This window comes from Rhizobacter sp. P3_C12, from assembly GCF_056402735.1.
The window spans coordinates 26,116-49,986 of sequence record NZ_JBFUGW010000013.1 but is presented as its reverse complement, the minus strand read 5'-3'; the positions used below and the strand labels follow the sequence as shown (position 1 = coordinate 49,986).

General features: G+C 69.4%; 25 protein-coding genes. 12 read left to right on the top strand and 13 right to left on the bottom strand.

Annotated elements, in window-relative coordinates:
* A partial coding sequence (locus tag AC1DXV_RS04480; RefSeq protein ID WP_477932641.1) for a thiamine phosphate synthase occupies positions 1-548 on the top strand: 548 nt, incomplete at its 5' end.
* Between the two features lie 32 nt (positions 549-580).
* Here the strand turns inward: AC1DXV_RS04480 and AC1DXV_RS04475 are convergent.
* The 4 genes from AC1DXV_RS04475 to AC1DXV_RS04460 are packed head-to-tail and all read right to left on the bottom strand — an operon-like array spanning position 581 to position 3,048.
* Positions 581-997 (bottom strand): ExbD/TolR family protein, encoded by a 417-nt coding sequence (locus tag AC1DXV_RS04475; RefSeq protein WP_477864590.1) that lies wholly within the window; start codon positions 995-997, stop codon positions 581-583.
* 14 nt (positions 998-1,011) lie between these two features.
* Positions 1,012-1,695 carry a MotA/TolQ/ExbB proton channel family protein gene (locus tag AC1DXV_RS04470; protein ID WP_477932639.1) on the bottom strand — a complete coding sequence of 228 codons (684 nt, stop codon included), beginning with the start codon at positions 1,693-1,695 and terminating at the stop codon, positions 1,012-1,014.
* A 7-nt stretch (positions 1,696-1,702) separates the two neighbouring features.
* Entirely contained in the window at positions 1,703-2,512 is an 810-nt protein-coding gene (dapB, locus tag AC1DXV_RS04465; protein WP_477864588.1) for a 4-hydroxy-tetrahydrodipicolinate reductase, read from the bottom strand.
* A complete protein-coding gene (locus AC1DXV_RS04460) occupies positions 2,509-3,048 on the bottom strand; it encodes an outer membrane protein assembly factor BamE (protein ID WP_477864587.1) in 540 nt (179 codons plus the stop codon). Before AC1DXV_RS04460 ends, dapB begins: the two co-directional genes overlap by 4 nt.
* Before the next feature lie 107 nt (positions 3,049-3,155).
* On the opposite strand from AC1DXV_RS04460, the gene fur reads away from it, so the two are divergent.
* On the top strand, positions 3,156-3,581 hold the full coding sequence (gene fur, locus AC1DXV_RS04455; protein ID WP_477864586.1) for a ferric iron uptake transcriptional regulator: 426 nt from the start codon (positions 3,156-3,158) through the stop codon (positions 3,579-3,581).
* A 489-nt stretch (positions 3,582-4,070) separates the two neighbouring features.
* Here the strand turns inward: fur and hprK are convergent, their stop codons facing one another.
* From hprK to hpf, 3 genes are all read right to left on the bottom strand, one after another.
* Positions 4,071-5,027 carry an HPr(Ser) kinase/phosphatase gene (gene hprK, locus AC1DXV_RS04450; protein WP_477864585.1) on the bottom strand — a complete coding sequence of 319 codons (957 nt, stop codon included), beginning with the start codon at positions 5,025-5,027 and terminating at the stop codon, positions 4,071-4,073.
* Positions 5,028-5,058: 31 nt separating this feature from the next.
* A complete protein-coding gene (locus AC1DXV_RS04445; RefSeq protein ID WP_047501831.1) occupies positions 5,059-5,529 on the bottom strand; it encodes a PTS sugar transporter subunit IIA in 471 nt (156 codons plus the stop codon).
* Positions 5,530-5,840: 311 nt separating this feature from the next.
* Complete coding sequence (gene hpf / locus AC1DXV_RS04440; protein WP_047501829.1) at positions 5,841-6,179, bottom strand: ribosome hibernation-promoting factor, HPF/YfiA family; 339 nt, start codon at positions 6,177-6,179, stop codon at positions 5,841-5,843.
* A gap of 260 nt (positions 6,180-6,439) precedes the next feature.
* Here hpf and corA point away from each other — a divergent pair, with 260 nt between their 5' ends.
* Positions 6,440-7,399: a magnesium/cobalt transporter CorA gene (corA, locus tag AC1DXV_RS04435; protein WP_073462410.1), complete on the top strand. Its 960-nt coding sequence runs from the start codon at positions 6,440-6,442 to the stop codon at positions 7,397-7,399.
* 343 nt (positions 7,400-7,742) lie between these two features.
* Here corA and AC1DXV_RS04430 read toward each other — a convergent pair whose 3' ends face one another.
* On the bottom strand, positions 7,743-8,333 hold the full coding sequence (locus tag AC1DXV_RS04430) for a glutathione peroxidase (RefSeq protein WP_477864584.1): 591 nt from the start codon (positions 8,331-8,333) through the stop codon (positions 7,743-7,745).
* 128 nt (positions 8,334-8,461) lie between these two features.
* Here AC1DXV_RS04430 and AC1DXV_RS04425 point away from each other — a divergent pair, with 128 nt between their 5' ends.
* The 3 genes from AC1DXV_RS04425 to rfaE2 all read left to right on the top strand — a co-directional run bounded on the left by AC1DXV_RS04425 (position 8,462) and on the right by rfaE2 (position 10,841).
* Positions 8,462-9,394, top strand: a complete 933-nt coding sequence (locus AC1DXV_RS04425) for a MerR family transcriptional regulator (RefSeq protein ID WP_477864583.1) — start codon at positions 8,462-8,464, stop codon at positions 9,392-9,394.
* Positions 9,395-9,471: 77 nt separating this feature from the next.
* Positions 9,472-10,341 carry a ferritin family protein gene (locus tag AC1DXV_RS04420; protein ID WP_477864582.1) on the top strand — a complete coding sequence of 290 codons (870 nt, stop codon included), beginning with the start codon at positions 9,472-9,474 and terminating at the stop codon, positions 10,339-10,341.
* Entirely contained in the window at positions 10,341-10,841 is a 501-nt protein-coding gene (rfaE2, locus tag AC1DXV_RS04415; protein ID WP_477864581.1) for a D-glycero-beta-D-manno-heptose 1-phosphate adenylyltransferase, read from the top strand. The genes AC1DXV_RS04420 and rfaE2 overlap by 1 nt, the downstream gene beginning before the upstream one ends.
* Before the next feature lie 8 nt (positions 10,842-10,849).
* On the opposite strand, the gene AC1DXV_RS04410 is transcribed toward rfaE2, so the two are convergent.
* From AC1DXV_RS04410 to glnE, 3 genes are read right to left on the bottom strand one after another with little or no spacing between them, the layout of a single operon-like run.
* Positions 10,850-11,752, bottom strand: a complete 903-nt coding sequence (locus tag AC1DXV_RS04410; protein WP_477864580.1) for a DMT family transporter — start codon at positions 11,750-11,752, stop codon at positions 10,850-10,852.
* On the bottom strand, positions 11,745-12,347 hold the full coding sequence (rrtA, locus tag AC1DXV_RS04405) for a rhombosortase (RefSeq protein ID WP_477864579.1): 603 nt from the start codon (positions 12,345-12,347) through the stop codon (positions 11,745-11,747). The genes AC1DXV_RS04410 and rrtA overlap by 8 nt, the downstream gene beginning before the upstream one ends.
* Positions 12,348-12,367: 20 nt before the next feature.
* Complete coding sequence (glnE, locus tag AC1DXV_RS04400) at positions 12,368-15,175, bottom strand: bifunctional [glutamate--ammonia ligase]-adenylyl-L-tyrosine phosphorylase/[glutamate--ammonia-ligase] adenylyltransferase (RefSeq protein WP_477932636.1); 2,808 nt, start codon at positions 15,173-15,175, stop codon at positions 12,368-12,370.
* A 147-nt stretch (positions 15,176-15,322) separates the two neighbouring features.
* Between glnE and AC1DXV_RS04395 the strand changes: the two genes are divergently transcribed.
* The gene (locus AC1DXV_RS04395; RefSeq protein WP_477932634.1) at positions 15,323-16,138 is read left to right on the top strand and encodes a carbon-nitrogen hydrolase family protein; all 816 of its coding nucleotides are present in this window, start codon (positions 15,323-15,325) and stop codon (positions 16,136-16,138) included.
* A gap of 21 nt (positions 16,139-16,159) precedes the next feature.
* Here the strand turns inward: AC1DXV_RS04395 and AC1DXV_RS04390 are convergent, their stop codons facing one another.
* Positions 16,160-18,202: a hypothetical protein gene (locus AC1DXV_RS04390; protein WP_477932632.1), complete on the bottom strand. Its 2,043-nt coding sequence runs from the start codon at positions 18,200-18,202 to the stop codon at positions 16,160-16,162.
* 107 nt (positions 18,203-18,309) lie between these two features.
* Complete coding sequence (locus AC1DXV_RS04385) at positions 18,310-19,236, bottom strand: carbohydrate kinase family protein (protein ID WP_477864978.1); 927 nt, start codon at positions 19,234-19,236, stop codon at positions 18,310-18,312.
* Between the two features lie 185 nt (positions 19,237-19,421).
* On the opposite strand from AC1DXV_RS04385, the gene AC1DXV_RS04380 reads away from it, so the two are divergent.
* From AC1DXV_RS04380 to AC1DXV_RS04360, 5 genes are read left to right on the top strand one after another with little or no spacing between them, the layout of a single operon-like run.
* Positions 19,422-20,438, top strand: a complete 1,017-nt coding sequence (locus AC1DXV_RS04380; protein WP_477864979.1) for a sugar ABC transporter substrate-binding protein — start codon at positions 19,422-19,424, stop codon at positions 20,436-20,438.
* Positions 20,438-21,391, top strand: a complete 954-nt coding sequence (locus tag AC1DXV_RS04375; RefSeq protein WP_477864989.1) for an ABC transporter permease — start codon at positions 20,438-20,440, stop codon at positions 21,389-21,391. Before AC1DXV_RS04380 ends, AC1DXV_RS04375 begins: the two co-directional genes overlap by 1 nt.
* Positions 21,391-22,188, top strand: coding sequence for an ATP-binding cassette domain-containing protein (locus AC1DXV_RS04370; protein WP_477864980.1), 798 nt, complete (start codon positions 21,391-21,393; stop codon positions 22,186-22,188). Before AC1DXV_RS04375 ends, AC1DXV_RS04370 begins: the two co-directional genes overlap by 1 nt.
* Before the next feature lie 19 nt (positions 22,189-22,207).
* On the top strand, positions 22,208-22,642 hold the full coding sequence (locus AC1DXV_RS04365; RefSeq protein ID WP_477864981.1) for an RbsD/FucU family protein: 435 nt from the start codon (positions 22,208-22,210) through the stop codon (positions 22,640-22,642).
* A 12-nt stretch (positions 22,643-22,654) separates the two neighbouring features.
* Positions 22,655-23,866 carry an ROK family transcriptional regulator gene (locus AC1DXV_RS04360; protein WP_477864982.1) on the top strand — a complete coding sequence of 404 codons (1,212 nt, stop codon included), beginning with the start codon at positions 22,655-22,657 and terminating at the stop codon, positions 23,864-23,866.
* The last annotated feature ends 5 nt before the right edge of the window (positions 23,867-23,871 follow it).

Here is a 23,871-nt window from a genome sequence, read left to right as displayed (position 1 = left end):
CGCTGCAGCTGCGCCTGAAGGCCGGCAGCCTGCCGCCCGCCGAGCTGGCGGCGCAGTTGCGCGCGGCGGTGCGTGCGGCGCGCGAGGTGCCGGGCGCGCAGCTCTTCATCAACGACCACTGGCGCGAGGCGCTCGACCTGGGCGCCTACGGCCTGCACCTCGGCCAGGAGGACATCGCCACGGCCGATCTCGGTGCGATCCAGGCAGGGGGGCTGCGCCTGGGCGTCAGCTCGCACACGCCGTTGGAGATGTGCCGCGCGCAAGCGCTGCGGCCGTCGTACATCGCGATCGGGCCGGTCTACCCGACGACACTGAAGGCGATGGCCTACGAGCCGGTGGGGGTGGAGCGGCTGGCACAGTGGGTGTCGTGGCTGAAGCCGGAACATCCGGTGGTCGCGATCGGCGGCATCAGCCTGGAACGCGCGCCGCAGGTGGCGGCCACCGGCGTCGATTCGATCGCGGTGGTCAGTGCGCTGACGCAGGCGGCAGATCCGCAAGCGGTGGCCGCGTCATTCGTAGCCCGGATGCCAATCCGGGTGCGGCCGTGATGTGACGAACCATCCCCGGATTGGCATCCGGGCTACGGCTTCGGTTCCGCGACGAAGCCGATGCGGTTCAGCCCGGCCTTCTGCACGGCGCCGATCAGCTCGGCGACACGGCCATACGGCACCGTGCGGTCGGCGCGCAGCTGCACCTCGGTCGCAGGGTTCTTCTGCGCCGCCTGGGCCACCTGGTCGGCGAAGGCGACGGCATCGACCGGCTTGTCGCCGACGAACAACTGGCCCTGCGCGTCGATCGCGACCGCGATGAAATCCGGCGCCTCGTTCGGCGTCGCGGCCTCGGCGCGCGGCAGGTCGAGCTTGAGGCTGCTGCTCATCAGCGGTGCGGTGATCATGAAGATCACCAGCAGCACCAGCATCACGTCGATCAGCGGCGTCATGTTGATGTCGCTCATCGGTGTCGGCCCGGCCGTGCGTTCGAGGCGACCGAAGGCCATGGCCTGTCCTCCGCTCAGGCCTGCGCGGCTGCAACGGCCACAACAGCGTCGCGGCTGTGGTCGATCATCATCTCGCGCAGGTCGTGCGCGAAGCCTTCGAGCTCGGCCTCGCACGCGCCGACGCGCTTGCCGAACACGTTGTAGGCCAGCACCGCGGGGATCGCGACCGCCAGGCCCGCGGCCGTCATCACCAGCGCCTCGCCGACCGGGCCCGACACCTTCTCGATCGTGATCGAGCCGCCCGCCGAGATGCTCAGCAACGCGTGGTAGATGCCCCAGACCGTGCCGAACAGCCCGATGAACGGCGCGGTGCTGCCGATCGATGCGAGCAGCACCTGGCCGAACTGCAGCTGCGCGAGCACCGCGTGCAGTGCGTCGCGCAGGCGGCGCGTGAGCTGCGATTCGAGCCGGCCGAGGCCTTCGAGCGTGCCGGCCGGCGGCGTGGCGATCGCGGCATCGAGCAGCGGGCGCAGCACGGCTTCGCGGTCGAATGCGGCCAGCTGCTCGCGGCCGCCATCGAGCGTGGGCGYGGCCCAGAACGCCGGCACCGCGCGGGCGATGTCGAGCCGCGCGCGGCGCAGCAGCCAGCCCTTCCAGAAGATCAGCACCCAGGCGCTGACCGACATCAGCAACAGCAGCGCCGCGACGCTGCGCGTGATCAGGTCGCCCTGCAGCCAGAAGTGTTCGATGCTCGTCATGCGGTGTTCAGAGGCCCAGCACGTCGTTCATCGAGAACAGCCCGCTCGATCGCGACGCGAGGAAGCGGGCCGCCCGCAGGCTGCCCTGCGCGTAGGTGACGCGGCTGGAGCTCTTGTGCGTGATCTCGATGCGCTCGCCGGTGCCGGCGAACAGCACGGTGTGGTCGCCGACGATGTCGCCGCCGCGCACCGTCGCGAAGCCGATCGTCGACGGATCGCGCTCGCCGGTGACGCCTTCGCGGCCGTAGACCGCGCAATCCTTCAGGTTGCGGCCCAGCGCCTTGGCCACCACCTCGCCCATCGCCAGCGCGGTGCCGCTCGGTGCATCGACCTTGTGGCGGTGGTGGGCCTCGATGACCTCGATGTCGTAGCCCTCGTTCAGCGCGCGGGCGGCCAGGTCGAGCAGCTTGAACGCGACGTTGACGCCGACGCTCATGTTCGGCGACATCATGATCGCGAGGTGCTTGGCGTGGTCGGCGATCGCGGCCTTCTGGTCGTCACTGAAACCGGTGGTGCCGATCACCGCCTTGACGCCCAGCTCGCGGCACACCGCCAGGTGGGCGAGCGTGCCTTCGGGGCGGGTGAAGTCGATCAGCAGCTGGGCGTTCGCGAGGCCGGCGCGCAGGTCGTCGGTGATGGTGACGCCGCTGGTGCGGCCGAGCCAGGCGGTGGCGTCGTGGCCGAGGGCCGGGGTGCCGGCGCGATCGAGCGCACCGGCCAGCACGACGTCGTCGGCCGCCGTGACGGCCTCGATCAGCATGCGGCCCATGCGGCCGCTCGCGCCTGCAACGGCAATGCGCAAGGGACTGGCGCTCATGAACGCTCGAGCGGCGGGTAGCTGCGGATCGGGCCCTCGGGTGCCGATGCGGCGGGCTCGGGCGGCTTCGGCGGCACCGGCAGCGCCTTCAGCTGCTCGTCGGTGAGCGCGAGCGGCGGTGCGTTGCGCGAGGTCTTGAAGGTGTCGATCGATTGCACGAACTCGCGTTCGCCTGGCAGTTCGGGCGCGTTGATGCTGGCCATCTTGTCGCCGTCGAACAGCACGACGACGCTGCGCTGTTGCGGCTCGGCGCCCTGGCGCTTGATCGTGAAGACGTAGTCCCAGCGGTTCGCGTGGAAGGTGTCGGTCAGCAGCGGCGAGCCGAGCACGTCGCGCACCTGGGCGCGGGTCAGGCCCGGCTTCACCAGCGCCACCTGCTCCTTGGTCAGCACGTTGCCCTGCACGACCTCGACGCGGTAGGGGGTGATGACGCCCAGGAAGTTGTCGGAGGATTGCAGGGAGCTGCAGCCGGTGAGCGAGCCTGCAGACAGCGCGGCGCCAGCGGCGGCCAGCGCCAGGAACGGGAAAGAACGCATGGTGATGTGCGTGCGCGCCGGGAAGCGGGCATCAACCTCGATATGATTCGGCGATTCTAGCGGGTGGCTCCGGCCGCCCTGCCCTTGCAGCGCCACCGAGATTTGCCATGTCCAATGCCGACGAACTCAAGAGCAGCGGCCTGAAGGCCACGCTGCCGCGCATCAAGATCCTCGATGTGTTCCAGAACACCACGCAGCGGCACATGACCGCCGAGGATGTCTACAAGGCCCTGCTGCTCGAAGGGGCCGACATCGGGTTGGCGACGGTGTACCGCGTGCTGATGCAGTTCGAGCAGGCCGGCATCCTGTCGCGCAACCATTTCGAGTCGGGCAAGGCGGTGTTCGAGCTCAACGAGGGCAAGCACCACGACCACCTGGTGTGCCTGGACTGCGGCAAGGTCGAGGAGTTCTACGACGCCGAGATCGAGAAGCGGCAGAAGAACATCGCGCACACGCGGGGGTTCGAGTTGCAGGACCATGCGCTGGCCCTGTACGCGGTTTGCACCAAGAAGCACTGCGAGAACAAGAAGTAGATCTTTCCTGCCCGGGGGGGTGTTCACTGCGTGAGGCTGCTGCCGGGTCTCGCCCCGGCGGGCGAGTCACTTTCATTTGAGCCCAAATGAAAGTAACCAAAGCAAAGGGCTTTGAAAACCATACGGTTCGTTCAGTCTGGCTGCGGACAACACGGCCGCTTCGGCTGCACATCCACGTTCATTGGGATTGTTGCTCTCCCGCTCCCCCCGACTCGCTCGCTTCGCGTCGCATCGTCTTGCACCGGCGGTCGCCGCAGCCACTGCGTCATCCCGGCGATGCGCAGCGAGCTGGGTGGAGAAGAACGGCCAACAATCCCAATGAACGTGGAGCCCCAGCCGAAGTGGCAGTGTTGTCCGCAGCGGGACAGAACGAACCGTATGGTGTTGTATTGAAGCGCCTTTGCTTTGGTTACTTTCATTTGGCAAGACAAATGAAAGTGACTCGCCCGCCGGGGCGAGACCCGGCCCCCCCGCCCGGGCAGGGCGATCTCACTCAAGTTCTGGGTTCTGCATCGCCCGCTGATGCCTCTCGATGAACTCGCGATACGTATCGATGCCACGCAACTGCAGGATCGTGTTGCGCACCGCCGCCTCGACCAGCACCGCCAGGTTGCGCCCCGCATCCACCGCAATCACCACCTTGCGCACCGGCACGTTGAGGATGTCCTCGTTCAGCGGCTCATAGGGCAGGCGCTCGAAGTCGCGGTCCAGCGTCTCCTTGCGCACCAGGTGCACGATCAGCTTCAGCCGCATCTTCCGGCGCACCGCGGTCTCGCCGAAGATCGCCTTGATGTCCAACAGGCCGATGCCACGCACCTCCAGCAGGTTCATCAGCAGCTCCGGACACCGCCCTTCCAGCGCCGTCTGCGAAATGCGGAACAGGTCGACCGCATCGTCGGCCACCAACCCGTGCCCGCGCGAGATCAGCTCCAGGCCCAGCTCGCTCTTGCCCAGGCCCGATTCACCCGTCAGCAGCACGCCGACACCCAGGATGTCCATGAACACGCCGTGCCGCGTCGTGCGCTCGGCAAACAGCTGGCTCAGGTAGCCGCGCACCACGTCGATCACATGGCCTGCCGATTCGTCGGTGACGAACAGCGGGATGTCGGCGCGGTCGCACAGCGCCACCAGCCGGTTCGGCGGCACCTGCTTGTCGGCAACGATCACCACCGGCGGCTCCAGCGTCACGATGCGCTGGATGCGGCGCTCCTGGTCCTCGGGCGATGCATCCTGCAGGTAGGCGACCTCGCGGCGGCCGACGATCTGCACGCGGTACGGGTGGATGTAGTTCAGGTAGCCGACCAGGTCGGCCGCCGATTGCGCGTTGCGCACCGCCGCCTCGTCGAAGCGGCGCTCCGGGTGGGCGTGGCCGGCGATCCATTCCCAGCGCAGCGCCGGACGGTGCTCCTCGAACAGCGCCTCCGCACTGATGACCGACGGTTTCACGCGCCGGCCCCGTCGCAGCCCGCAGACGGGGTCATGCCACCGACTTCAGCGGTTCCCAATTGGAGATCAGCTCGTGCACGCGCGCAGCCGGGGCCTCGCTCTTCAGGCGCTCGCGCAACTCGCGCTCGCTGAGCATCTCGGCGATCTCGGAGAGGATCTCGAGATGGCGCTGCGTGGCCGCCTCGGGCACCAGCAGGAAGATCAGCAGGCTGACCGGCTCGTCATCGGGCGCGTCGAACGGAATCGGCTGCTGCACGCGCACGACGGCGGCCAGCGGATTCTTCAGGCCCTTGATGCGGCCGTGCGGGATCGCGACCCCATGGCCCAAGCCGGTGGAACCCAGGCGCTCGCGGGCGAACAGGTTGTCGGTGACCGTGGCACGCGCAATGGCGTGCTGGTTTTCGAACAGCAGGCCCGCATGCTCGAACGCACGCTTCTTGCTGGTGGCCTCCACGTCGATCAGGACGTTGGTCACGGGGAGAATGGCGGCGAGTCGATTCATCGGCGGGTCACTTCTGGCCTCGGATGGAGGCATTCATTCGGCGATGTGCCACAGCGGTATGCCGTGTCAGTCTTAACGGGAAATTATAGAAACCGGGTTGACGGCGCAAGGTCGGACGGCCCCGCCGAAGGCCAAATTCTGCACGCGACGCTGCATTGCAGCAACGTAAGGGCCCGGTTCGAGGGGGTCGACGCACCAAGTGCGGGCGAAACCTTGCCGAAACCCAACCGGAATCTGCGCCGGCCGAAAGAAAAAGCGGCCCGCAGGCCGCTCGACGGTCGCATCCGCGGATCGCACCGCGGGTGGCGGATTCACAAGGTCGCATCGATCCGCTTGGCAGCCACATGGTGGTGGTCCTGCAGCTTGTCCTTGTGGCGGCAGACCTGCCGGTCCAGCTTGTCCATCAACTGGTCGATGGCAGCGTAGAGGTCTTCGTGGCAGTTCTCGACGAAGATGTCCTTTCCCTTCACATGCAGCGTGACTTCAGCCTTTTGCCTGCGTTCCTTCTCCTTCAGCTTCTCGACGGATAGCAGTACGTTGATATCCACCACCTGGTCAAAATGGCGCGTGATCCGATCCAGCTTGGTGAGAACGTACTCACGGAGTGCTGGCGTCACCTCGAGGTGGTGTCCGCTGATCGTCAAATTCATGAGATCTCCTTTCGCAGGGGTGGGGGGAAGCCGGGAGGGGGTCGCCGTGAACGGCATGGGGCGATGCGTGAGGAGAGGGTGGACCGGGAGGTCGTTGAAAACAGTGTGCACCTGCCCGGGGGGTGTGACAAGCTAAAGACACCCGCAAAACCCTGGTATCGGGTGCTCCCGCTGGACGCGGCGCGGCAGGCGTGAGAAGGTCGACGTTTTCAGCGATGTGATAATCCGCCGTTGACCTGAACGACTGCCGGAGCCCTTGCATGCTGAATGTGTTCACGCTGGTCAACGGCCGGCTGTTTCAGGAAGAGATCGCGAGCGCCGACACGCTGGCCCACGTGACGCCGGTGTGGGTCGATCTCGAAGCGCCCACCCCCGAGGAAAAGAGCTGGATCGCCGAGCATTTCGGCGTCACCATCCCCGAGGACGTGGTCGACGACGACCTGGAGGAATCGGCCCGCTTCTACGAAGAAGACAACGGCGAGCTGCACATCCGCTCCGACTTCCTGATCGATGACGACGAGACCCCGCGCAACGTGCGGGTCGCCTTCATCCTGCACAACAAGGTGCTGTTCTCGATCCACGGCGAAGACCTGCCGGTGTTCCGGTTGCTGCGCCTGCGGGCGCGCCGCATCCCGGCCCTGATCGAGGACGCGAAGGACGTGCTGCTGAAGCTCTACGACGCCGATGCCGAGTACAGCGCCGATGCGCTCGAGGGCATCTACGACAGCCTGGAGGCGGTCGGCGCGCGCGTGCTGAAGAAGGAGATCACCGACAGCGACGCCGCGCTGGTGCTGGCCGCGATCGCACGCGAGGAAGACCTGAACGGCCGCATCCGCCGCAACGTGATGGACACGCGGCGCGCGGTGAGCTTCATGATGCGCAGCCGCATGCTGAACGCCGAGCAGTTCGAGGAGTCGCGCCAGATCCTGCGCGACATCGATTCGCTGGACAGCCACACCGCGTTCCTGTTCGACAAGATCAACTTCCTGATGGACGCGACGGTCGGCTTCATCAACATCAACCAGAACAAGATCATCAAGCTGTTCTCGGTGGCGAGCGTCGCGCTGCTGCCGCCGACGCTGATCGCGAGCATCTACGGGATGAACTTCAAGGCGATGCCGGAGCTGGACTGGTCGCTCGGCTACCCGTACGCGCTGGTGCTGATGGCGCTCAGCGTCATCGCCCCCTTCTGGTACTTCAGGCGCAAGGGCTGGCTCTGAGGGTGGACTCGCCTGTCGGCTGAGACCGTCGACCAGCGCGGCCAGGGCCGCGGGCCCTGGCCGGGAATAAAAACCGCTGCACAGCGCCCCGCGGCGAAGGAGGGAGGGAGGAGGGAGGAGGAGAACCGCCTCGGGATTTCAGCCTGCGGAGCAGGCCGGCTGTGCAACGCAAGAACCGGATCCAGAGACGTGCTGCAGGCATTCGCCCCGGCGCGTCTCTGGAGGGATGAGACGCCCAGTGTCCGCGTGAGTTCCGTCATTCATCGAAAAAAAACATGTCCCGATGTGACCCGCCACCGGGCGTGGCCGGTGGCGGTGACATCGAGGCGGCGTGCCGGGCCCATCACTTCGCGCCGAGCTGGCGTTCGATCTCGCGCACGAAGGCCGCGTCGTCCGGCTCGACCGTGCTGGCGAAGCTCTGCACCGCGTTGCCGTCGCGCGAGACCACGTACTTGTGGAAGTTCCACTTCGGCACCGCGCCGGTCCGCCTGCGCAGTTCCACGTACAGCGGATCGACCGGCGCGCCGCCAGACTCGGCCACGCGGGTCTTCGTGAACATCGGAAATTTCACGCCGAAGGTGTTTTCGCAGAAGTCGGCGATGTCCTTGCTTGAGCCCGGCTCCTGCGCGCCGAAATCATTGGAGGGGAATCCCAGCACGACCAGCCCGCGGTCGCGGTAGCGCTGGTACAGCGCCTCCAGGCCCTTGTATTGAGGCGTGAAGCCGCAGAAGCTCGCGGTGTTGACGATCACGACGACCTGGCCGGCGTACTGGCACAGGTTCTGCGGCTTCTCGTCCTGCAGGCGCAGCGCTTGCCGGTCCAGCAAGGCCGGGCAGGCCGGGGCCGCCGAAGCGGCCACGGGTGCCAGCAGCGCGCCGGCGAGCACGGCCCAGGCCAGGGCGCGGGGGAGTCGGAAGTGGTGGAAGTGGCTCATGAGGTGGGCTCGTTCAAGTCAGGATGGGTGTCGATGTCAACGAATCGCTCAATTTTGTCGTCATTGTCCGGGTTTGCCCTGGACAATGTTGAACTGCCCGGGCCGCTTGTCAACCCGGGCGCGCCACGATGAAAGGCCCCACGCTGTCGATCGCCGCCGTCGAACGCGACACCGGGCTCAGCAAGGACACCTTGCGGGTCTGGGAGCGCCGCTACGGCTTTCCGCTGCCGCAGCGCGATGCGCTCGGCGAGCGCTCGTATCCGCTCGACCAGGTCGAGAAGCTGCGCATCGTGCGCCGGCTGATGGATGGCGGGCACCGGCCGGGCCGGGTCGTCGGGATGCCGATCGACGAGTTGCGCCGGCTCAGCGAGAGCAGCCCCGAACCGGTGCGCCGCGCCGCCGCGGCCCGGCCCGTCGAGCCGGTCGCACCGGCCTTGCTCCAGTACCTCGAACTCGTTCGTGCCCATGACCTGGCCGCGTTGCGACGCCTGCTGACGCAGGCCCAGCTGAGCCTGGGCCTGGCCCGCTTCGTGGTGGAAGTGGTGGTGCCCCTCAATACGCTGGTCGGCGACGCCTGGATGCGCGGGCAGCTGGAGATTTACCAGGAGCACGCCTGCACCGAGGTGCTGCACGGCGTGATGCGCCAGGCGCTGTACCTGCTGCCGCCGCCGCCGGCCGAGGCACGCCCGAACGTGCTGCTGACCACCTTCCCGGGCGAGCCGCACGGGCTGGGCCTGCTGCTGGCCGAGGTGCTGCTGGGTGTGGACGGCGCGCACTGCACCTCGCTCGGGCTGCAGACGCCGCTGTGGGACACGGTGCTGGCGGCCAGGGCGTTCCGGTCCGACATCGTCGTGCTGGCCTTCAGCGGCGCCACCAACCCGCAGCAGGTCACCGACAGCCTGGCCGAGCTGCGGACGAAGCTCGCGCCGGAAGTCGAGGTCTGGGTGGGTGGTGCGGCACCGGTGCTGCACCGGCGCACGCCGGCCGGCATCACCGCGCTGGCGACGCTCGGCGACCTGCAGGGGGCACTGAGGCGCTGGCGCGAACCAGCGCCGCGATAACCTTCATGTCGTCTGTCATGTGACTGACTGTCACGATGGCCCGTCTAGAATGCCGCCGGACTTCCACAGGCCCTACCATGCTTTACCCCGAACTGTTCAAGCAACTCGAGGCTGTCCGCTGGAACATGGACACCGACATTCCCTGGGATCAGTTCGATGGCAGCCAGCTCAGCGAAGAGCAAGCCCAGACCATCAAGATGAACGCGATCACCGAGTGGGCGGCGCTGCCGGCCACCGAGATGTTCCTGCGCGACAACCGCGATGACAGCGATTTCTCCGCCTTCATGAGCGTCTGGTTCTTCGAGGAGCAGAAGCACTCGCTGGTGTTGATGGAGTACCTGCGACGCTTCCGGCCCGACCTGGTGCCGAGCGAAGACGAGCTGCATGCGGTGCGCTTCGAGTTCGACCCGGCACCGGCGCTCGAGACGCTGATGCTGCACTTCTGCGGCGAGATCCGCCTGAACCACTGGTACCGCCGCGCCGCCGAATGGCACAGCGAGCCGGTGATCAAGGCCATCTACGAGACGCTCGCGCGCGACGAGGCCCGCCACGGCGGCGCCTACCTGCGCTACATGAAGCGCGCGATGCAGAAGTTCGGCGACGAGGCGCGTGCCGCGTTTGCGAAGGTCGGCGTGCTGATGGCCAGCGCCCGCCGCACCGCGCAGGCGCTGCACCCGACCAACCTGCACGTGAACGTCAAGCTGTTCCCGCGCGACACCATCCAGAGCCGCCTGCCCAACCCCGAGTGGCTGGAGCAGTGGCTGGACCGCCAGATCCAGTTCGACGCGGTCTGGGAGACCAAGGTCGTCGAGCGCATCCTGCACAACATGAGCCTGCTGATGGAACGCAGCTTCGCGAGCGTGCAGGAGCTGAACCGCTTCCGCAAGGAAATGACCGCCGCGCTGACCGCCGCCGCCAAGGGCGGGCCGGGGACCCAGCCGGCGTGATGGGCCACGGCCTGCAGCGCGACCGGGTGGCGTCCTTTCTCGACAAGCTGTGCCCGCGCGAGCAGCTCGCGGCACGGCTGGCCGCGCTGCCGCGCCCGCTGGTGTTCACGAACGGCGTGTTCGACATCCTGCACCGCGGCCACGTCAGCTACCTCGCGCAGGCGCGCAAACTGGGCGGCAGCCTGGTGATCGGGCTGAACAGCGATGCGTCGGCGCGCCTGCTCGGCAAGGGCCCCGACCGGCCGCTGAACGCCGAGACCGACCGCGCCTGCGTGCTCGCCGCGCTGGAGAGCGTCAGCCTGGTGACCCTGTTCGATGAGAAGACGCCGGTGGCGCTGCTCGGCGAGGTGCGGGCCGACCTGTACGTGAAGGGTGGCGACTACGACATGGAGACACTCGAAGAGACGCGGCTCGTGCGCAGCTGGGGCGGCCAGGCGCTGGCGATTCCGTTCGTCGACGGCTACTCGACGACGGCGCTCGTGAAGCGCATCCGCGCCTGAACGCCTGATCAGGCCTTCGCGGGCCGGTTCACCACCGCGATCCCGATCGCGACACCGGCCAGCGCCACCACCAGTCGCGCGGTGATCGGCTCGCCGAGCAGCCACAGCCCGAGCAGCAGCCCGAACACCGGCGTCAGCAGCGTGAACGCGGCCAGCCGCGTCGCGGGGTAGTGGCGCACCAGCCAGAACCACATCAGGTAGCTGGCCGACGTGACGACCACCACCTGGAACGCGAGCGAGCCCCAGGCGAGCGGCGACAACGCGTGCGGCAGCGGCTGCCCGCCGGCGAGCGCGACCAGCGTCAGCAGCACGCCCGACACGCCGAGCTGGTACAGCAGCGTCTTCTCGGCCGAGGCGCCCGACAGCCGGGTGCCGCGGATCGCCAGCGTGGTCGCGCCCCACAGCACGCCGGCCGTCACACCGAGCGCGTCGCCGATCCACTGCTGCGCGCCGACGGCCGGCTGCGAGAAGCCCTCGGCGAAGGCCCACGCGACGCCGGCGAACGCGGCCACCAGCCCCCCCACCTGCACGCCCGACAGCCGCTCCGATTTCGCGATGAACGGCATGCCGAGCGCGACGACGAACGGCGACAGGTAGATGAACACCACCATGCGCGACGCGCTGGTGAACTGCAGCCCGAGGAAGATGCAGACGAACTCGGCGGCGAACAGCGCGCCGGCAAGCAGGCCGCCGGCCAGCGTGCCGTCGCGTTCGAACAGCCGGATGCCGCGCCAGCGCGACCACAGGAACACCAGCAGCGCGCCGCCCGCCGAGCGCAGCGCCGCCTGCTGCAGCGGCGGCACCTCCGGCAGCGCGGCCTTCGCGGCGACCTGGTTCAGCCCCCACAGGAAGCACAGCCCGATCAGCGAGGTGACGGCCAGCGTATCGAGCGCGCTCTTTCGTTCAGTCATCGAATCCGGTTCCGGCAGGACGGCGCTGCAGGCCCGCGGCGGCCAGCGCGCAGGCGACGCCGACGACCAGCCCGCAGGCATGCGCAATGGGGGCGACGCCGATGTCCCAGCCGGCCGTGTGCTGCACCGGCCCGAGCCACGGCGACTCGCTGAACACCTTCGCGCACAGGCCCGCGAGGACCGCGCCGCCGATCCAGCGGTGAGGGCGCGGCACGCGCAGTGCCGTCAGCAGGTGCACCGCGACGATCGCCACCGCCGCATGCAGCACGCCCGACAGCCCGCCGTAGTGGCGCAGCGCCGGCTGCAGCAGCAGCGCGAGGTGAGTCAATGGCCAGGCCGCGAACCAGGCCGCGCTCATCGGCCACGGCACGCGCGCCGACAGGCCGAGCGCCGCGACCAGCACCAGGCCGAGCAGGTTGGCGCCGAGGTGCAGCAGGCTGAAGTGCACGAACAGCGCCGTCCACCAGCGCCACGGTTCGGTGGCGGCGAGCCCGGGCTGCCAGTCGAGCACCGCCTTCGGCACCGCCTGGGCCGCGAGCGTCGCGAGGAAGATCGAGGCCGACAGCAACCCCCACGCCCGCCCGGGCTGTCGCAATGCGCGGGGACCTTGGGTGATCAAGCGCCGGCCGACGCGGGGAACACGGCGGCGCACAGCGCGAGCACCGCATCGCGGTACGCAGCCAGCGGCGCCGGGTCGAACTGGGTCGGCTGCTCGTCGAGCCGCGCCCGGTGCTGCGCACGGCGCAGCTCGCGGTAGGCATCGGCCGCCGCGCTGCCGACGCCGGCTGGCAGCAGCCCGCAGACCTCGGCGCGCTGCAGCAGCGCGATGTTGCCGACGTTGTCGAGCAGCTCGGGATGCGCCGCACCATGCGCCAGCACCAGCGTCTGCACCGCGAACTCGGCGTCCATCATGCCGCCCGCGCTGTGCTTGACATCGAACAACGCGCCGCGCACCGGATGGGCGCTGCGCACCTTCTCGCGCATCGCCTGCACCTCGGTGCGCAGCGCGGCGGGGTCGCGCGGCGCGCACAGCACCGCGCGGCGCACCGCCTCGAAGCGCGGCGCCAGTTCGGCGTCGCCGGCGCAGAAGCGCGCCCGCGTCACGGCCTGGTGCTCCCAGGTCCACGCGGTGTTGCTGCCGCGGCCGCGCTGGTAGTTCTCGAACGAGGCGAGCGAGGTGACGAGCAGGCCCGAGCTGCCGTTCGGCCGCAGCGCGGTGTCGATGTCGAACAGCTCGCCGGCCGCGGTGCGCAGCGTGAGCCAGGTGATCAGCTTGCGCACGAAGGCGGCATAGACCTCGGCGGCGCGGTCGGTATCGGGCTCGTCGCTGTCGTCGTAGAGGAACACCACGTCGAGGTCGCTGCCGTAGCCGAGCTCCTTGCCGCCCAGCTTGCCGTAGGCGATCACCGCGAAGCGCGGCGCCGGCCGATGCCGCAGCTTCAGGTGGCCCCAGGCCCAGTTCAGCGCGCACTGCAGCGTGGCATCGGCCAGCGCCGACAGGTCGTCGGCCACCTGCTCCACCGTGATGTGGCCTTCGACGTCGCGCACCAGCGTGCGGAACACCTCGGCATGGTGGGCGCGGCGCAGCGTGTCGAGCAGCGATTCTTCGTCGGCCTGGCCGGAGCGCTCCCAGGCCTCGTGGCGGGCCTCCAGGTCGGCGATGAACTCGGTGGCGTCGAAGCGGCCGTGCAGCAGGCGCTCGTCGGCCAGCTCGTCGATCACGCCCGGGTGCTGCATCAGGTAGCGCATCGGCCAGCGCGCCAGGCCGAGCAGGCGCAGCAGCCGGTTGTGCACCTCGGGCCGCTCGACCAGCAGCGCGAGGTAGCTCTCGCGGCGCAGCAGCGGCTCGACCCAGTCGACGAAGCGCGCCGCGGCGTCCATCGTGCAGCGCCGGTCGCCGACGGCCTCGACCGTGCGCGTGATCAGGCGCGCCAGCCGCACCTTGCTGTCATCGCGCAGCGCGCGGATCTTCGGCTGGCCGCACCAGCTGCGCACGCGGCTGGCGATCTCCGGTGGCAGCTTCTCGATGAATTCCTCGCTGTCGACCGGCTGCGGCGGCGGGCCGCAGGTCTTGCAGCTGCCGGCCTTCTTGCCGGGCGGGCAGGCGCCGGGCGCCTGGCCTTCGTGCAGCAGCGCGTCGAACTCGAGCGCGACCATCTCGCGCGCCGCGCCCAGCAGCTCGAGCAGCTCGCACGAGACCTTGCCGCAGTGCAGGCCCATGCTGCGCGCGATCCAGTTCAGGTCTTCGTCGGCGGTCGGCAGCAGGTGCGTCTGCTGGTCGTCGAGGAACTGGATGCGGTGCTCGATGCGGCGCAGGAAGGTGTAGGCCTCGGCCAGCCGGTCGGCGCTGGCCGGCTTCATCAGGCCGCCGGCGGTCAGCTTGGCCAGCGCCTTCAGCGTCGAGCGGGTACGGATCTCGGGGRACTGCCCGCCGCGCACCACCAGCAGCAGCTGCACGATGAACTCGATCTCGCGGATGCCACCACGCGACAGCTTCACGTCGTTCGCGCGCTCCGGCCGGCCGGCGGCGCGGCGCTGCGCCTCGTCGCGCACCTTGCGGTGCAACTGGCGCAGCCCCTCGAACACGCCGTAGTCGAGGTAGCGGCGGTAGACGAAGCTGGTCACGGTGGAGCGCAGCGCGAGCGCGCGGCCGTTGCGCACGCTCTCGCGCGGTGCGACGACGCGGCTCTTCAGCCACGCGAAGCGCTCCCACTCGCGGCCCTGCACCAGGAAGTACTCCTCGAGCATCGCGAGGCTGACGACCGGCGGGCCGGAGTTGCCGTTCGGCCGCAGCGCGAGGTCGACGCGGAACACGAAACCGTCGTCGGTGGTGTCGCCGATCAGCGCGTACAGGCCGCGCGCGAGCTGCGAGAAGTATTCGTGCGCGGTGACCTGCTGCGGCCCGGTGGTCTCGCCGTCTTCTTCATAGACGTAGACCAGGTCGATGTCGGACGAGACGTTCAGCTCGCGCGCCCCCAGCTTGCCCATGCCGACGACCCAGAAGTCGATGCGCCGGCCGTCGGCGTTCAGCGGCGCGCCGTAGCGCTGGTCCTGCTCGTGCTGCGCCTGCGCGATCGCGCGGTCGAGCGTGGTCTCGGCCAGCTCGGTCATCGCTCGGGTGATGTCCTCCATCGCCGCGCCCTGCTCGATGTCGAGCACGGCCAGGCGTTCCAGCACCAGGTGGCGGGCGACGCGCAGCGCGCTCGGCAGCGTGCGCTCGGTGGCCAGCAGCGCGTCGATCAGCGCCTCGATCGGCTCGCGGGTCGGCAGGCCGGGCGCCAGCAGCGACAGCTCGGCGCCAAAGCGGCGGCGGATCCGCTGCACGAAGCGGCTGTGCTCGGCGAGTGCCGGGCCGGGCGTCGCGGGTGCGGCCGTCGCGGCATGGGAGGCCGGCGCGCCGAGGGTGGAAGACTCGAGAGCCATGAGACGTTGCTGCCCGTGTCAAGGAAGGCGGTCGGATTCTGCCCCAGCTGCTATTCCTGTGACGGGCGCAGGCCCGGAGTCCGACGTAAGCTGTGGCGTTCCGGCCTTCACGGCGTGAGGAAGGCCACATTCTTCAGGGAAACCCCGATGCTGATCGCCGCACTTCAAACGGTCTCGACGCCGCGCGTCGACGAGAACCTGGACCATGCCCGCCGGCTCATCGCGCAGGCGGCCGCGGCCGGTGCCCGGCTGGTCGGGCTGCCGGAGTACTTCTGCCTGATGGGCCACAGCGACCGCGACAAGCTCGCGCTGGCCGAGGCGCCGGGCGACGGGCCGATCCAGGCGATGCTGTCCGAGGCGGCGCGCAGCCACGGGATCTGGATCATCGGCGGCACGCTTCCGCTGCGGACCGGCAGCCCCGAGCTCGCGCTCAACGCGAGCTGCGTGTTCGCCCCCGACGGCACGCTCGCGGCGCGCTACGACAAGATGCACCTGTTCCGCTACGACAACGGCCGCGAGAACTTCGACGAGGGCCGCGTGCTGCAGGCCGGCAGCGAGCCGGTGACCTTCGACGCCGACGGGCTGCGCGTGGGCCTGAGCATCTGCTACGACCTGCGCTTCCCCGAGCTGTACCGCGCGATGATGTCGCCGCCGTGCGACCTGCTGGCGGTGCCGGCCGCCTTCACGCACACCACCGGCCGCGCGCACTGGGAGCTGCTGCTGCGGGCGCGCGCGGTCGAGAACCAGTGCTACGTGATCGCACCGGCGCAGGGCGGGCTGCACGAGAACGGTCGCCGCACCTTCGGCCACAGCCTGATCGCCGATCCGTGGGGCGAGGTGCTCGCGATGCGCGAAGAGGGCGAAGGGGTCGTGATGGCGACGCTCGATCCGGCGCGGATCGCGCAGGTGCGGATGCAGTTGCCGGCACTGACGCACCGGCAGCCGAGGTGGATTCCGGCCTGACGAAGCAGGCCGCGCAGCGGGTCACGGAGCCAGCGGAAGCTCGCTGCGCAGACGATACGAGCCGGTCACCGCCGGCACGCCGCTGCAGGAGAACTCGAAGTCGACGGCCAGCCGCTCGAGTCTCAGCAGGTCCAGTCCGGAGGACGTCGTGCCCAGCGCGACGTCGAGCAGCGTGAAGCGTCCCGTCAGGTCGTCGCACGCGGGCATCGGCCACCAGAGGTCCATCGACGCCGTCGAGCTTCGCTTGAAGATGTTGACCGGCGCATCGTAGGTGCCCGGCGCCAGCGGCACGCCGGGCGGCAGCGTCAGCACCAGCGTGCCCTGGAAGCTGGCGGCTGCTTTCGCGAACTCCGTTCCGACCGGCGGGATGCGGGTCCGCAGCACGTCGGTCGGGACGCCCGCCGTCATCATCTCGGCCGTGGCCATGTCGGCCGGCAATGCGACGAGACCGTCCGCGCCGCGCGCCAGCCAGTCGGCGGAGCGGGCCTTCACCTGCATCAGCATGGCGCCGGCGGCGGAAGGCACGACCTGCAATCGCACGCGGTCGGTGTCGACCACGCCCGCGGCCGTCGTGATCGTCACCAGCATGTCGGCTTCGAACGCCGCCGCGCCGGGTTGGGGCGCGACGTCGACACTGGCGTGCGCGGCGTCGGGTGTCACGTTCAAGGGCGCGCCGTTCAACTGCCGCCATGCGTACGACAGCACCGGGTCGGCCCCGCTCGACAGGCTCGCGCCGGCCTCGAGGCTCACCGGCCTGCCGGCGAGCACGACGCGGCCGGTCGGGGCCGACACGCTGGCGACGGCTGCGTTGTCGACGACCAGCCGGAATCCCGTACCGGCCAGGACCTGCCCGCGGGTGCCCGCCAGCGGGGCCTGCGGCGGAAGCTGCACCAGGTACTCGCGCCCCGGCTGCAACTGCGTCGGCAGGTGCAGGACCAGGCTGGATTCGACGGTCTCGGCGCGGGCGGTCACGATCGCATCGCCCCAGTCGTAGTCGCCCTCCTTCGGCTCGCGCACCAGGCTGACGTCGAACGATGCCGGCGTCAATGCGTGCGAGAAGTGCAGCGATGCCTCGCGCCGCTGTGGCGCGACGGGCACGGACGCCGCGCCCATCGCCCAGAGGGTGTCGAACTGGATGTCCTTGACGTTGCCATAGGCGCCCGGCAGGTCGCCCGCATGCCACCACGGGAAGCCGGTGACCATCCGGAACCACGGCATGGCCTCGTTCAAGCCCCAGGAACCACGCAGCGTCGCCAGCTGCCGGCCGTCCTCGGCACTCACGCCGAGCGACGTCGATCGCGCCCCTGTGACCATGAGCTGGCCCTCCGAGGGGTAAGTGTCGAAGTAGGCGAACAGCGCCTGCGGGGTCGACAGCTGGACCTGGCCCTGCAGCAGCCCGCTGGACAAGGTCATCTGCATCGTGGTCGCGATGCCCGAGCGCTGGATCAGCTCCTCCCTGGAGACGAGCATGCCGGTGATCCGGTCGACCGTGGGCGTTCCGCCGCTCGTCCCCGCGAACTCGAGCGGAACGGCATCGTCGGAGCGTTCCGAAAATCCCTGGCGCAGGCCGTCGCTCCAGGACTCATGGTGGAGGGCCCCCGTCCACGAGAACGTGAAGGTGCCCGAGGTGTGCTGCAACCCGCTTCCAGTCAGCTCGACGAACGCAGCGGCCTGCTTGCCGGCAGGCGGCGCTTGCAGGCTCAGGCGCGCAGTTCCGGTGAAGACCGCGGCCGTGGCCGGCAGCAGGCAGTGGTACAGCGTGACCTCGATCGTGTCGCCGGCATCGACGGTGCGGTTGGCGTTCGCATCGCTCCAGTGCAGCGTCCGCTGGCCGCCGCCCATGCAGCTCACCTGCGTCTCCTCGCCGACGGGTTCCTTCAGCCAGCGGTCGACCTCGTAGCCGAGGGTCAACAGGGATTCCGCATAGCTGACGGGCAGTTCGATGGCCGCGGAGGCCTGCGCCTGCTTCTCCAGCGCCAACGGCGTCATCCACTGGTTGCCGGACGAACCGACGTCGGCGCCGCCACCACCGCCGCCGCAGGCGGCCAGGATCGCCACGGACATGGCGGCGAGCCAACGGCTCGCAGGGCGAGCGCGTCGCAGGATCTGGATCATGAGGCCCCTCCTCCGGGCTGGTTTGCCGCGTATTGTCGCGGAGCCCGGGGCCGGATTCAGTTCAGCTCGTTGCGCCGCGGCAGGTCTGCGCCGCGCCGCGAGCAGGTGATGGCCGCCGCGCGCGCCGCGAAGTTCAGCGCATCGGCCAGCTGATCGCTGCCCAGCGCCGCGATCGCCTGGCCCGACAGCGCAGCCCGCTCGGCCAGCCAGGTCAGCAGCGCCGCCTGGAAGGTGTCGCCGGCGCCGACCGTGTCGATCACCGTCACCACCACCGGCTGCGCCTCGGCCTGCGCGCCGGCCGTCCAGCCGATCGCGCCCTTCGCGCCGCGCGTCACCACCACCAGCGTCACGCCGGCCGCGAGCCACTGACGGGCCAGCGCCTCGTGCGCGACGCCCGGGTACAGCAGCGCGAGATCCTCGTCGCTGACCTTCAGCAGGTGCGTGCGCGGCAGCATCCACTGCAGCTGCTCGCGCCAGCGCGCGACCTCGGGCTCGACGTTCAGCCGGATGTTCGGGTCGTACGAGATCAGGCAGCGCCCGTGCTCGCGCTCCACCAGCGCCCGCAGCGTGCCCGCCACCGGCTCGACGATGGTGTTGAACGAGCCGACGTGGATCACCTTCGCATCGCCCGGCACGCGCTGCAGCGCCTCGAGCGGCACCTCGCGGTCCGCCGCGCCGTGGCCATAGAACGCATACGACGGCACGCCGGCCGCATCGAGCCCGACCAGGCCGAGCGTGGTCGGCGCGCTGCTGACGTGCAGCGCCCGCGTGTCGACACGCTCCGCCTGCATCGCCGCCACCAGCCGCTCGCCCAGGAAGCCGCTCGACACCCCGCCGAAGAATGCGACCGGCTGCTCGAGCCGCGCCAGCCCGACCGCGACGTTGAACGGCGAGCCGCCGATGCGTGCATCCATGCTCACGCCGGTCGGCGTGCTGCCGGTCGAGAACACATCCATCAAGGCTTCGCCACACACCACGAACATCGGACTCTCCAGAAAAAGGGGCCCGCAAAGGGCGCGCCAGCTTGCCCCCGGCGGGCCGCGGAGGCTACAGGGTTTTCCATTAATCAATCAACTTGATTTATTAAACGCCGCTGCCCATACTCTGCTGCGCGCTGCCGATACGCGCTTCCGCATTCCAGACCCTCACAACATCCCGGAGACAAGACATGCGCCTCAAGACCCTGCCGATCCTGTCGTCGATCGCCGCCGCTGCCCTGTTCGCGGCCGGCTCCGCGTCGGTCCACGCTGCCGACCAGCCGATCATCGGCCTGATCACGAAGACCGAGACCAACCCCTTCTTCGTGAAGATGAAGGAAGGCGCCAGCGAGGCCGCCAAGGCCAAGGGCGCGAAGCTGCTGAGCGGCGCCGGCAAGGCCGATGGCGACAACGCCGGCCAGGTGACCGCGATGGAGAACATGATCGCCGCCGGCGCCAAGACCATCCTGATCACGCCGAGCGACTCGAAGGCGATCGTGCCGGCCATCAAGAAGGCGCGCGACAAGGGCGTGCTGGTGATCGCGCTCGACAGCCCGACCGACCCGACCGAGGGCACCGACGCGCTGTTCGCGACCGACAACTACCAGGCCGGCGTGCTGATCGGCCAGTACGCGAAGGCGGCAACGGCGGGCAAGCCGGTGAAGATCGTCACGCTCGACCTGTTCCCCGGCCACCCGGTCGGCGCACAGCGCCACAACGGCTTCCTGAAGGGCTTCGGGCTGGCCGCGCCCGATGCGAAGAGCAACGAACTCGGCAAGGCCGCCGAAGTCGTCTGCATGGCCGACAGCTACGGCGACCAGGCCAAGGCGCAGACCGCAATGGAGAACTGCCTGCAGAAGAGCCCCGAGGTGACGCTGGTCTACACGATCAACGAGCCGGCCGCCGCCGGTGCGTACAAGGCGCTGAAGTCGGCCGGCAAGGAAAAGGGCGTCACCATCGTCTCGGTCGACGGCGGCTGCCAGGGCATCAAGGACGTCGGCGCCGGCATCATCGCGGCGACCTCGCAGCAGTACCCGCTGAAGATGGCGGCGATGGGCGTCGAGGCCGGCATCGAGTACGCGAAGACCGGCAAGAAGCCGAGCGGCTACACCGACACCGGCGTCACGCTGATCGCCGCCAAGCCGGTGGCCGGCGTCGACAGCAAGGACGTGAAGACCGGCACGGACCTGTGCTGGGGCAAGAAGTGATGAAGGGGCGGCTGCCCCCGCTCGCGACGCTCGGCCCCTTCATCGCGCTGCTGCTCGCCTGCGGTTTCTTCGCGACGCAGAACGAACGCTTCCTGACCGGCGGCAACCTGTCGCTGGTGCTGCAGCAGGTGATGGTGGTCGGCGTCATCGCGATCGGCCAGACGCTGATCATCCTGACCGCCGGCATCGACCTGTCCTGCGGCATGGTGATGGCGCTGGGCGGCATCGTGATGACGAAGTTCGCGACCGAGCTGGGCGTGCCGCCGCTGCTGGCCGTGCTGTGCGGCATCGGCGTGACGACGCTGTTCGGGCTGGTCAACGGGCTGCTCGTCACGCGCATCAAGCTGCCGCCCTTCATCGTCACGCTGGGCACGCTGAACATCGCGTTCGCGATCACGCAGCTGTACTCGAACTCGCAGACGGTGACCGACGTGCCCGACGCGATGACGGTGCTGGGCAACACCTTCGCGCTCGGCGGCACCACCAACGTCGCGTACGGCGTGGTGCTGATGCTCGCGCTGTACGGCCTGGCCTGGTTCGCGCTGCGCGAGACGGCCTCGGGCCGCCACGTCTACGCGGTGGGCAACAACCCCGAGGCGACGCGGCTGACCGGCATCCCGACGCAGCGCGTGCTGCTCTCGGTCTACGTGCTGGCTGGCGTGTTCTACGGCATCGCGTCGCTGCTGTCGGTGGCGCGCACCGGCGTCGGCGACCCGAACGCCGGGCAGACCGAGAACCTGGACGCGATCACCGCGGTGGTGCTTGGCGGCACCAGCCTGTTCGGCGGGCGCGGCGTGATCCTCGGCTCGCTGGTGGGAGCGCTGATCGTCGGCGTGTTCCGCAACGGGCTGACGCTGATGGGCGTGTCGTCGATCTACCAGGTGCTGGTGACCGGCGTGCTGGTGATCCTGGCGGTGGCCACCGACCAACTCTCGCGCAAGGGAGCCCGCTGATGTCGATCAATACACAAGCCCCCCTCGTGATGGAGGCCCGCGGCCTCGTGAAGCACTACGGCCAGGTGGTCGCGCTCGACGGTGCCGATTTCGAGCTGCGCGCCGGCGAGATCCTCGCGGTGATCGGCGACAACGGCGCCGGCAAGTCCTCATTGATCAAGGCCTTGTCGGGCGCGACCATTCCCGACGAAGGCGAGATCAAGCTCGACGGCAAGATCATCCATTTCAAGAGCCCGATCGACGCGCGGCGCGCCGGCATCGAGACCGTCTACCAGGATCTTGCGGTGGCGCCGGCGATGAGCATCGCCGAGAACCTGTTCCTCGGCCGCGAGCTGCGCCGCCCCGGGTTCATGGGCAGCGTGCTGCGCATGCTCGACAAGAAGAAGATGCTGGAGGAGAGCGTCACGCGGATGAACGAGCTGAAAGTCGGTATCCGATCGATGACGCAGGCGGTCGAGACGCTGTCTGGCGGGCAGCGCCAGTGCGTCGCGGTGGGCCGCGCGGCGGCGTTCGCGCGGCACGTGGTCATCATGGACGAACCCACCGCGGCGCTCGGCGTCAAGGAGGGCAACATGGTGCTCGAGCTGATCCGCCGCGTGCGCGACAAGGGCCTGCCGGTGATCCTGATCAGCCACAACATGCCGCATGTGTTCGAGATCGCCGACCGCATCCACATCGCGCGCCTCGGCAAGCGCGCGGCGGTGGTCAACCCGAAGAAGATCAGCATGAGCGACACGGTGGCGGTGATGACCGGCGCGAAGCGGGTCGACGAGCTGCCGGCCGACTGCCTGGCCTGAACCCCGGTACCCACGACCCATGCTGAAGAACATCGACCCCGTGCTGACGCCGGCCCTGCTGAAGCTGCTGTGCGAGATGGGGCACGGCGACGAGGTGGTGCTGGCCGACGCCAATTTCACCGCCGAATCGCTGGCCGGCGGCCAGCCGGTGCTGCGGCTGCCGGGTATCGGCATGGCACGGGCCTGCGCGGCCGTGCTGTCGGTGTTCCCGCTCGACGAAGCCGTGCCGCGGCCGGTGGCCTTCATGCAGGTGAGCGGCACGGCCGAGGGCTACCGCTCGGCACTGCAGCGCGAGATCCTCGACCCGCTCGGCGCGCAGTGCGAGGCCGTCGAGCGCTTCGCGTTCTACGAGCGCGTGCGCGGCGCCTACGCGATCGTGCAGACTGGCGAGATGCAACCGTTCGCCAACATCCTCTTCAAGAAGGGCGTCATCGCCGACGCCCTTCGGCCCTGACCGAATGACCGAATGACCGAGCTTCAGGCGAGCCGGCTGCGGCCGCGCGGCTCCAACCACGTGGGCATGCGCCAGTTCAACGAGCGCGTGGTGCTGCAGGCGATCCGGCTGCACGGCGCGCTGCCGAAGGCCGAGATCGCCCGCCTCACGCACCTGACGCCGCAGACGGTGCAGCTGATCATCGGCCGGCTCGAGGGCGACGGGCTGGTCGTCAAGCAGGCGCCGGTGCGCGGCAAGGTCGGCCAGCCGTCGGTGCCGATGGCGCTGAACCCGGACGGCGCGTTCTCGATCGGCATCAAGATCGGCCGGCGCGGCATGGACATGCTGCTGGTCGACTTCACCGGCCAGGTGCGCGAGCGGCTGGTGCGGGCCTATGCCTTCCCCGATCCGCACCGCCTGTTCGACGAGATCGCCGAGGGCCTCGCCGAGTTGCGCGGGCGGCTCGGCCCCGAGCGCGCGCGCGTGCTGCACGGCGTGGGCGTGGCGGCACCGCTGTCGCTGGGCGGATGGGAATCGCTGCTCGGCGTGTCGGCCGAGGCGGCGCAGGCCTGGGCGCTGATCGACATCCGCGCCCGCGTGGCCGCGCTGACCGAGCTGCCGGTGGTGTTCGTGAAGGACACCGCGGCCGCCTGCGTGGCCGAGCTGGTGGCCGGCCGCGGGCGCAGCATGCGCAGCTACCTCTACGTCTTCATCGACACCTTCATCGGCGGCGGGCTGGTGCTGGACAGCCACCTGCGCGGCGGCGTCAGCGGCAACGCCGGCGCGGTCGGCTCGCTGGCGCTGGGCGCGAGCGACGGCCACGGGCTGCCGCGGCAGTTGCTGAGCGTGGCTTCGCTGTTCGACCTGGAGGCGCGCTGGCGCGAGGCCGGGCTGGCCGAGCAGGCCTGGCTGGACGAGCGCGCATTGACGGCGCCGTGGCTGCCGATCACCGAGGCCTGGCTGCGCGACGCCTGCCCCGGCATCGCGCTGGCCGTGCACACGGCGGCCTGCCTGCTCGACCTGGAGGGCGTGATCATCGACGGCTCGTTCGGCCGCGGGCTGCTGGCCGCGCTGCTGCGCGAGCTGTCGACCGCGCTGGACGGCTACAGCTGGGAAGGCGTCGCGCGGCCGGAGGTGCTGCCGGGCACGATCGGCTCGGATGCACGGGCGATGGGGGGCGCGTTGCTGCCGCTGTATGCGAACTTCGCGCCGGACCGGGACCTGTTCCTGAAGCTGGAGCCCTGACGGGT